Source organism: Thermosipho sp. 1244 (assembly GCF_018588215.1).
Taxonomy (GTDB): domain Bacteria; phylum Thermotogota; class Thermotogae; order Thermotogales; family Fervidobacteriaceae; genus Thermosipho; species Thermosipho affectus.
Genome location: NZ_LNGA01000030.1, coordinates 144,542 through 153,937, shown reverse-complemented (window position 1 = coordinate 153,937; position 9,396 = coordinate 144,542). Strand labels below are relative to the sequence as shown.

The 9,396-nt window shown below is 33.1% G+C and carries 9 protein-coding genes; 3 read left to right on the top strand and 6 right to left on the bottom strand.

Features of this window, described 5'->3' with window-relative positions; all coding sequences use genetic code 11:
* From AS157_RS07640 to AS157_RS07630, 3 genes are all read left to right on the top strand, one after another.
* On the top strand, positions 1-423 hold a 423-nt coding region (locus AS157_RS07640; RefSeq protein ID WP_214495030.1), incomplete at its 5' end, for a sodium ion-translocating decarboxylase subunit beta.
* Positions 424-432: 9 nt separating this feature from the next.
* A complete protein-coding gene (locus tag AS157_RS07635) occupies positions 433-660 on the top strand; it encodes a 4Fe-4S dicluster domain-containing protein (protein WP_077288661.1) in 228 nt (75 codons plus the stop codon).
* Entirely contained in the window at positions 653-1,813 is a 1,161-nt protein-coding gene (locus tag AS157_RS07630) for a 2-oxoacid:acceptor oxidoreductase subunit alpha (protein ID WP_077288660.1), read from the top strand. The genes AS157_RS07635 and AS157_RS07630 overlap by 8 nt, the downstream gene beginning before the upstream one ends.
* Positions 1,814-2,057: 244 nt before the next feature.
* Here AS157_RS07630 and hutU read toward each other — a convergent pair whose 3' ends face one another.
* Genes hutU through AS157_RS07600 form a run of 6 tightly spaced genes read right to left on the bottom strand, consistent with a single transcriptional unit; the run spans position 2,058 to position 9,395 of the window.
* Positions 2,058-3,710, bottom strand: coding sequence for a urocanate hydratase (gene hutU, locus AS157_RS07625; protein WP_077288659.1), 1,653 nt, complete (start codon positions 3,708-3,710; stop codon positions 2,058-2,060).
* Between the two features lie 18 nt (positions 3,711-3,728).
* The gene (locus tag AS157_RS07620; RefSeq protein WP_077288658.1) at positions 3,729-4,952 is read right to left on the bottom strand and encodes a M20 family metallo-hydrolase; all 1,224 of its coding nucleotides are present in this window, start codon (positions 4,950-4,952) and stop codon (positions 3,729-3,731) included.
* Entirely contained in the window at positions 4,949-5,491 is a 543-nt protein-coding gene (locus tag AS157_RS07615) for an NUDIX hydrolase (RefSeq protein ID WP_077288657.1), read from the bottom strand. Before AS157_RS07615 ends, AS157_RS07620 begins: the two co-directional genes overlap by 4 nt.
* Position 5,492: 1 nt before the next feature.
* A complete protein-coding gene (locus AS157_RS07610; protein ID WP_077288656.1) occupies positions 5,493-7,148 on the bottom strand; it encodes an outer membrane protein assembly factor BamB family protein in 1,656 nt (551 codons plus the stop codon).
* Positions 7,149-7,152: 4 nt separating this feature from the next.
* Positions 7,153-8,319 carry a class I SAM-dependent rRNA methyltransferase gene (locus AS157_RS07605; RefSeq protein ID WP_077288655.1) on the bottom strand — a complete coding sequence of 389 codons (1,167 nt, stop codon included), beginning with the start codon at positions 8,317-8,319 and terminating at the stop codon, positions 7,153-7,155.
* The gene (locus AS157_RS07600) at positions 8,316-9,395 is read right to left on the bottom strand and encodes an iron-containing alcohol dehydrogenase family protein (protein ID WP_214495029.1); all 1,080 of its coding nucleotides are present in this window, start codon (positions 9,393-9,395) and stop codon (positions 8,316-8,318) included. The genes AS157_RS07605 and AS157_RS07600 overlap by 4 nt, the downstream gene beginning before the upstream one ends.
* Between the last annotated feature and the right edge of the window lies 1 nt (position 9,396).

Sequence of the window (9,396 nt, the reverse complement as noted above, 5' to 3'; positions counted from 1 at the left end):
TTTGGAAATCTTTTAAAAGAAGCAGGTGTTGTAAAGAGACTTGTTGAAGCGGCAAGCAGATATATCCTTGATACAGTTACAATTCTACTTTGTGTTTCAGTTGGTGCATCTGCAAGGGCTGACGTGTTTTTAAAACCTCAATCTTTGCTTATTTTCGGGATGGGGGCTATTGCATTTATAACGTCTATAGTTTCTGGAATTTCATTTGCAAAATTAATGAACTTATTTTTAAAAGATAAAATAAATCCATTAATTGGTGCTGCTGGCGTATCAGCTGTACCTGATTCTTCAAGAGTAGCTCAAAGAATTGCCCAGGAGGAGGATCCAACTAATTTCATATTAATGCATGCAATGGGGCCAAATGTTGCCGGAGTAATAGGTTCTGCTGTTGCAGCTGGTATATTCTTATCATTAATTAAGTGAGGTGAGGTAATGGCGAAAAAACAGTTTAATGTGAAGATAAATTATAATTGGTGTAAAAGTTGTGGAATATGCTATAACACTTGTCCTACGAAAACTATTATTAAAGGTGAAATGAATAGACCAAAAGTAGAAGATCATACAACATGTATAGGATGTTTGATGTGTGAAAATTTATGTCCAGATTTTGCCATTGACATAGTTGAGATTACAGAAGAAGTAGGTGAAAAAAATGGGTAAATTAGTTTTTTGGCAGGGAAACGAAGCAGTTGCATATGGAGCACTGAAAGCTGGTTGTAGATTTTATGCAGGTTATCCCATTACCCCTTCTTCAGAAATTGCCGAGACCATGGCAAGAGAGTTACCAAAACATAATGGGGTTTTTATTCAAATGGAAGATGAAATTGCAAGTGCTGCGGCTATGATTGGTGCATCACTTGCTGGGGTAAAATCAATGACAGCTACTAGCGGACCGGGCTTTAGTTTGATGCAAGAGGCTTTGGGATATGCTGTTATGACTGAGACTCCATGCGTTTTTGTTAATGTTATGCGTGGAGGCCCTTCAACTGGTCTCCCAACAAAGCCTGCTCAAGGTGATATTATGCAAGCGAGGTGGGGAACCCACGGAGATCATGCCATAATTGCGATGTACCCTTCAACTGTTCAAGAAGCGTATAGGTATATAATTGAGGCTTTTAACCTTGCCGAAATATATAGAACACCTGTTGTGTTTTTGATGGATGAGACCTTAGGACACATGAGGGAAACATTTGAATTACCGAATGGTAAAGATATAGAAATTGTGGATAGAATCTCTGAAAAAGAATTGGAAGATGAAGAGATATTTGTGCCATATGCAGAAAGTGAATATGCTGAACCAAAACCTAATGCGTTGATAGAGATGGGTAAAACAAGATTCCATGTTTCGGGTCTTGTGCATGACGAATCTGGTTTTCCAAATGCAGCGTATGAAACCGCAGAAAAATTAATCAAGAGATTGTCAAATAAAATAAGGCTCCATATTGATGAAATTTCAATTTACGATGAGTATATGACAGAAGATGCAGAAGTGCTAGTTATAGCGTATGGGGTAGTGGCAAGGAGTGCACTCGAGGCTGTGAAAATAGCAAGAAACGATAAAATGAAAGTAGGTTTGTTCAAACCAATCACGATTTGGCCATTACAAGTTCACGAGCTTAGAAAAAGACTCTCAAAAGTTGAAGCGGTTGTTATACCAGAAATGAATTTAGGGCAATATGGAAGGGAAATTTTGAAATTGGTAAAACCTGGAACAAAAGTTAAATTTATCAACAAAGTAGGAGGAGAATTAATTACCCCAGAGGAGATTTTGGCAGGAATAAACGATATTTTAACTGAAGGATATGACTTTTAAAAGTTCTAAGGATTATGGGTTTATCTTCAAAGATGTGGCAAATAAAAAATTTAAAAACTAGATGGCTTCGGCATTCCACCGAAGCCATCTAATTTATTTTAATACCTTCTCTTGTATTCTTCACATCTTTTTAGTTTAACTGTTCCATAAAAAAACACCCCCTCGTTGGCTTTATTTTACCACTTTGGGGGTGCTTTTTTTTATTGTTTCTTTTTAATTCAGCGCACAGTTGCCTAAGATTTTTTTATTGATCAATCATAGGTATTTTTAAGTTATGTTTTTTTGCAGTATTTATTGCTATCTCATAGCCTGCATCAGCATGTCTTACTACACCAAGTCCCACGTCGTTTGTTAAAACTCTTTCTAGTTTCTTATGTGCCAAATCTGTACCGTCAGCTACTATAACCATTCCTGCGTGCAATGAGTAACCGATACCTACTCCGCCACCATGATGGAAAGATACCCAAGTTGCCCCACTTGCAACATTTAACATCGCATTTAGAATTGGCCAATCGGCTATTGCATCACTGCCATCTTTCATAGCTTCAGTTTCCCTATATGGACTTGCCACTGACCCTGTATCGTGATGATCTCTTCCAATTACAATAGGTGCTTCGATTTCGCCTTTTTGTACCATTTTGTTTATGGCAAGTCCTAATTCTGCCCTTTCTCCTTGACCTAACCAACATATTCTTGCAGGTAACCCTTGCCATTTAATCTTTTTTTGTGCAAGTTCTATCCATTTTTTTAAGTGATTATCGTAAGAGAATAATTCCAATACTTTTTTATCAGTTTTGTAAATATCTTCAGGATTACCGGATAAAGCGGCCCACCTAAATGGACCTTTTCCTTCGGAGAATAAGTCTCTTATGTATTCTGGAACGTATCCTGGAATATTAAATGCATTTTTTACTCCGTGATCGTATGCAAGTCTTCTTATATTATTTCCATATTCAAATACTTTTGCGCCTTGCTTTTGCATTTCCAATATTGCTTCTATATGTTTTACAACGCTTTCGTATACTAATTCAAGGTACTTTTGTGGATTTTCTTTCCTTAATTTTAATGCTTCATCAAATGACATGCCCTGTGGTACGTAGCCTGTTAATGGATCATGTGCAGCTGTTTGATCAGTTACTATATCTGGAATAATTCCACGTTTTACAAGTTCTGGATGCACATCTGCTGCATTTGCTAAAAGACCAACTGATAGTGGTTTTCCCTCTTTTACGGCGTCTTGTACTAATTTTAACGCTTCATCTAAGTTATCAGTCCAAGTATCGAGATAGCCTGTTTTGATACGTCTTTCAATCATTCTTTTATCTATTTCAACGGCAAGTATTACACCATCGTTTAAAGTTACAGCTAAAGGTTGTGCTCCTCCCATTTCTCCTAGACCTGCAGTTAATACCCATTTTCCTTTTAATGAGCCATTGAAATACTTTTTGGCTACTGCGTAGAATGTTTCGTATGTGCCTTGAAGTATACCTTGAGTTCCTATGTAAATCCAACTTCCAGCGGTCATTTGACCGTACATAATTAAACCTCGTTCTTCTAATTCCCTAAAATATTCCCAATTTGCCCATTTGGGAACAAGGTTGGAATTTGCGATTAATACTCTTGGTGCCCATTCACTTGTTTTAAAAACTGCAACTGGTTTTCCACTTTGAATTAAAAGTGTTTCATCCATTTCTAGATTTTGCAGTGTTTCAACTATTTTGTCAAAACATTTCCAATTTCTTGCGGCCCTTCCTGTACCACCGTATACTATAAGGTTTGCAGGATCTCTTGCAACTTCTGGGTCTAGGTTGTTCATCAACATTCTCATAGGTGCTTCAGTTTGCCAACTCTTACAAGAAAGTTTTGTTCCTCTTGGTGCTTTTACAATCCTTGACATAATATTCCCCCCTTAATTTTAAGAATTTGCCATTAAATAAGTGTAGACCTTTGTATCTTCAATTAAATTATTTATAACCACATATTCATTTGGTTGGTGTGCCGTTTCATCTAATGTGGCCCAGACAACTGCGGGGAAGCCTGCACGTCTAACTATAGCGGCACAAGTTCCTCCACCTATTCCTCCAACTTTTGGTTCTAAATTTCTCAATTCTTTTATTGCACTTTTTAGCTTTATTACTATCTCTGAATCTTTATTAGTGGGTGGTGCGGCTTGCTCAAATTGCAGTTTTTCTACGTGAATTTCCACATTGTATTCTTTTGAAAACTTATTTGCAAAGTTGGTTATATCCTCGAAGATTTCTTCAATGTTATATTCCGGTAATATTCTACAATCAAAGTAGACGACATCTGTTCCTGGTATAGTGTTTACATTATCCACATTATTTTCTTTTTTTGTGGGTTCAAAGGAACTTTTTGGATAATCAAATAAGTTATTTTCTAAGTTATATTTTTTATTTAAATATTCATCCAACTGGGAAGCGAATTTCAAAGCAAATCTATGGGCATTCTTAGCTATATCTGGTCTTGATGCATGTGCTTGTTTTCCAAAAGTAGTTATTTTTAACCATGCAATGGATTTTTCGGCAATTTCAATAAATGAACCGTCGTGTTCGCCGGCATCGGGTACTATAAACAGATCACCTTTATTGAATAATCCAAGCTCTAAAAGGTGTTTTATACCATAGTCAGATCCTGTTTCTTCATCTGAAACAAAGGCAAGTGCGATATTATCTTTGGGTTTTATTTTGAGTTCTAATATCGCTTTTGCAGCATATAATGAGGCAATTAAAGATGCACCGTTATCTTCTGCACCTCTTCCAAATATTTTTCCGTCTTTTTCTAGTGGATCAAATGGATCATTTTCCCATAATGATAGATCACCTGCGGGAACTTTGTCCATGTGGGTTATAATCCAAATAGTTCTTTTTCCTTCACTTCCTTTTATTCTCGCCACAATATTTGGTCTAAATCCATATGGCACTATGTCATCTTTTGCATCGTATCTTTCCACAGAATCAAAGCCCCAATCTTTAATTAAGTCTTCTAACCATTCGGCCATTTCTTTTTCACCTGGTCCACCTGATCTAGGATTTACAGAGTTAATGGATACAAATTTTTTCATTGAGGTAATGATTTCGGGCTTTAGTTTTTCAACAATTTGGATGATTTTTTCTTTCATATAGATTCCTCCTTTAACATTTTGTAAGCCTCATGTGCAATTAAAGCCGTTATTCCCCAAATTATATATTCTTTGTGTTTGAAAAATAAGATTCTATATTTCCCTTGTCTCCAATTGTAATTTTTTTCATTTGGTATTAAATGAAATGGAAAATTAGTAGGTGGATATACCTTTACATCTATGTAATATTCGTACAAAGGTTTTTCAAATAAGCTAATTGGTGCTAAAAAAATTGCGTCAACTTCTGATTTATTACGCATAATTTTACTATTGATGGTACCTAAAAATGGGTATATTACTATATTAAAAGGTGTAACAACCATTGGAAGATCTTTGATTATTTTTGGGGCTGTACCTATTTCTTCGATTGTTTCACGTATTGCACAATCTTTAGGTGATTCGTTTTCTTCTAATTTTCCACCTGGGAATGCCACTTCTCCTGGTTGAGTATTTAATTTTTTTGAACGTACTTCAAATAAAAAATATTTTTTGTTTACTATGGGTATTACCACAGCATATTCATTTGCACCGATTATCATATCAATAATTAACCGCCGATGAGTTTAGGTTATTTTTAAAGATACTGTTCCATGGAGTTGATGGTGAATCATTCGTAGAAATTACAGTTATTGTTTTTCCCACTATGTATAAATTTCCTATGTCGTCTAATATTATAAATTTTGAATTTTCATATGTTTTTTTATAGAGGATTTTAAAACTATTTTTTTCTAAAATGTATAAATTGTTATTTTCGGTTAGTATATATATGAATTTTTGACCAATAACACTATCTATTATGTCATATTCAAAGTCTAAAATTTTTACGTCATTTTTTGTGAAAAAGTTTTTGGAAAATACATATTTATTTGATTTGTCTATTAAGATTACAGAATTTTCAGAGGGAATTTGTGGATTTTCCAATGAAAAAGCCAAGTTTTTTATGTTACCTATAAACTTTTCCTTTTTTTCATTTTTCCATAAATATCCCATCCCATCTACGGTATAGATTTGACCAGATAGTGATACAAAAGGTCCACTTATCGGCCATTTTCCAACTTTCATAGTTGAAATTATTTTTCCATCTTTGATTTCATACAAAAGTCCATCATCGGTTACGGCGTATATTATTTGTCCATCGTATGCAGCACCTAGTGTGATATCTGAATCCAATTGTGTTTTCCAAATAAGATTCCCATTTAAATCGAAAGAATAAAGAAAATCATCCCAACAAGGAACTACTAGTGCATTTTCGGTAATGGTTAAATGCCCAGTAACTATAAACGGCAAATGATAATTCCACAGTATTTTTCCATTACTTAATTTGAACAATTTCCCACTTGTAGTTGCTAAAAACAAAGTACCGTTTATTGCAACTGGTCTCCCAGTTATATCTGCATTAAGATCTATACTCCACAGTTTAGTAAATTTTGTTTGGTTTTCCTCTATCTTTTCGTTTAAGTTTACAAATGCCTTTATTTTAAAAGGATATGTTGTAATGTTAAAATCTTTTGTTATTAAATAATTCCCGACAATTATATTTTCACTGTCTGTAATAATTTTATTTCCATTTACTTTTTTTGAAAATACTAATTTATTTGTTTCATCGTAGAATGAAATAGTCATATTTTTTAATAACACGTGGTAACCATTGTATGTGTAATCATTAACTGGGTTGAATTTTTTCAAAAATTTTGGGTACCTTGGATTGGAAATATCGAAAAGAGAAAGATTATACGTGGAAAATACGGCAAGGATGTTTTTTGAAATTCTTATTTTGTTTATTTTTCCTTTATCATATGAAAGGGTCCATATTATTTTTCCATTGTTGTAAGCTACAACTCTTCCCATATTTATGGCAAATAAAATATCTTTGTAAATTTGTGGATTTGAAATATTTGATATTATCCTTATTAAAGACAATTTATCATTTTTTAAATGATAAAGTCTATCTTTTGAAAAAATATACCCTTCACCAATGTAAGTGGGTGACTCTACATAGATTTTTTTGTTTGTTTGAATATTCAATATTTCGTCTTTTCCGACAAGATAGATGTTATTGTCATAACGAAAGAGATCTGAAAATGTACCTGAAAGTACTTTTTCAAAAGATTTGTATAGACCATCATTGGTTAAAATATAAGTTTGTGGGAACAAAATTGTTATAGTCAAAAGAAAAAAAAGTATTATTTTTTTCATTGTATTACTCCTTAATCTTTTCAATTTCAAGTAATCTGAATTTTAAATATTTTGTTTCCAAAATGTTTAATACATATGGGTGATCGTAAGGTTGAGTACCCCTATGCATAACTCTTGTTATTCTGCTTGTATCTATACCTGCTGAAAATATTATATTATCAAATTCTTCCTCTGAGATTATTTGTGTGCATGAAGAAGTAGCCAAAATACCGTGATTTTTTAGGATGCGCATTGCCCTGAGATTTATTTCTTTATATCCTTTAAGTGCACTTTTTTTATTACTCCCTTTTTTGGCAAATGAAGGCGGATCAATTGAAACAACGTCAAAGTACTTTGATGTTTTGTCAAACTGTTTTAAAATATCAAAAGCATTTCCTACTATAGTTTCATAGTTTTTAAATCCATTTTCTTTTGCAATTAAATTTACAATGTCAATTGCACGTTGTGAATAATCAAGAAAAGTTACATATTTTGCACCGTACAATAACATATGCATACCAAAGTTTCCAGTATAGCAAAATGCATCGAGACATACTTTATCTTTGGAATATCTTTCTAGTGATTTTACATTTAGTCTTTGGTCAAGAAAAGCACCAGTTTTTTGTCCTTTAGTATCTGCGAAAAACTTTAAATCATTTAGTTCAAATGGTATTAATTCAGGACCAGATTTATATATCCAACCGGAATATTTTTTTAATCCCTCTTTTTCCCTAGAATTGCTATCAGATTTTTCGAAAATACCTTTTGGATTAAAAAGTTCTATTATTACATCTAATATATGATTTTTTAGTTTTTCAATACCCAAAGTATTAATTTCAAGTACTATATAATCTTGAAATTTGTCTACTATTAAACCAGATAAATTATCCGCTTCTGAGAAAATAACCCGAAAACTTTTTTCTTTTGTATGCCTTCTCTCCAAAGCCTCTAAAAATCTTTTTTTGATAAAGTTTTTTCCTATTGTTTCCGCCTTTCTTGTTAAAATTCTAACTCTAATTTTAGAGTTAAAATTAATGTACCCTTTTCCTAGAAACGATTTTTCATGGTTAAATACATCGACAATATCTCCATTTTCCGGGATTCCTTCTATTTTTTCAATTTCATTTTCATAAATCCAGGGATGTCCATTTTTTATTCTATTTTTTATATCCTTTTTCAAGAATACCTTCATTTGTTACCTCCATATAGTCCGGATTTTTCAATTACCCATTTGTATGATTCTTTGATTTTGCTGAGGTTATAGTTTCCAGGGGTAACCTTTACGTGTGAAGAATTAAGTACTCTATTTGACCACCTTTCAATTTCTTCGTCTTCTATTGAAAATTCAATGGAAACGTTGAGAGATTTGAGAAATTCAAGTGGGTCGCCTAGAATTTCTTTAATTTCTTCTTCTTTACCAGAGTTTTTAACTTCAAATGGTAGAAAGACGGCTGTTGCAAGACCGTGTTTTATCCCTTTTTCAGAGGTTAATGAGTATCCCAATGAGTGTGCAATAGTGGTACCTGTCAAACTTATTGCAATACCTGCATAAAATGATGCAAGCATTATTTTCTTTCTCAACTCGTAGTTTTGCAAATCTTCAACTAACTTATTTAGGTTTTGTTTTATTAGCTTTATTGCTTCTAGCGCGTATAATTTTGAAAATTCACTGGCTCTTAGTGATAGAAAAGATTCAACTGCGTGCGATAAGGCGTCTAATGCCGTTGATATTGTGAGTTCTTTTGATAATGTAAGTGTGTATTTTGGTTCTAGTATAGAAACATTTGGGAATATAACATCGTGTTTAAAGCCTTTTTTTACGTTGTTAATAGTTAGAACGGAGTATTGTGTTACTTCACTTCCTGTACCGGAAGTTGTTGGAATACAAAGAATTTTAGATGCGCTATTGTATTTAAGGTTATCGTATAAATCTTCAACTTTTATGTCATTTTTACACAAAACGGCAATAGCCTTGGCGGCATCCATTGGACTGCCGCCACCAAGGCCAACAATTACATCCCAATTTTTTCCAAATCTATCTATGATCTTATAAAGCATCTCTTTAGGAGGGTTTTCCAAAGTTTCATCAAATATTTCAAATTTTTTATTTAATTTTTTTAAAACATCTACTAATTCATCTAAACTTTTGTTTTTTTTCGAACTTTTTCCCGTAATTATTAAAAAGTTATTTCCCAATTTTTCGATTTCACTTATAGAGTCTTTATAACCATCTTCAAAAAATACTTTTGTAGGAAGGTGAAATTTCATT

What these genes read in the sequence shown, in the direction of transcription:
- AS157_RS07600 (WP_214495029.1), bottom strand. Translation starts at nt 9,395, where the DNA reads ATGAAATTTCACCTTCCTACAAAAGTATTTTTTGAAGATGGTTATAAA.
- AS157_RS07620 (WP_077288658.1), bottom strand. Translation starts at nt 4,952, where the DNA reads ATGAAAGAAAAAATCATCCAAATTGTTGAAAAACTAAAGCCCGAAATC.
- hutU (WP_077288659.1), bottom strand. Translation starts at nt 3,710, where the DNA reads ATGTCAAGGATTGTAAAAGCACCAAGAGGAACAAAACTTTCTTGTAAG.
- AS157_RS07610 (WP_077288656.1), bottom strand. Translation starts at nt 7,148, where the DNA reads ATGAAAAAAATAATACTTTTTTTTCTTTTGACTATAACAATTTTGTTC.
- AS157_RS07605 (WP_077288655.1), bottom strand. Translation starts at nt 8,319, where the DNA reads ATGAAGGTATTCTTGAAAAAGGATATAAAAAATAGAATAAAAAATGGA.
- AS157_RS07630 (WP_077288660.1), top strand. Translation starts at nt 653, where the DNA reads ATGGGTAAATTAGTTTTTTGGCAGGGAAACGAAGCAGTTGCATATGGA.
- AS157_RS07615 (WP_077288657.1), bottom strand. Translation starts at nt 5,491, where the DNA reads ATGATAATCGGTGCAAATGAATATGCTGTGGTAATACCCATAGTAAAC.
- AS157_RS07635 (WP_077288661.1), top strand. Translation starts at nt 433, where the DNA reads ATGGCGAAAAAACAGTTTAATGTGAAGATAAATTATAATTGGTGTAAA.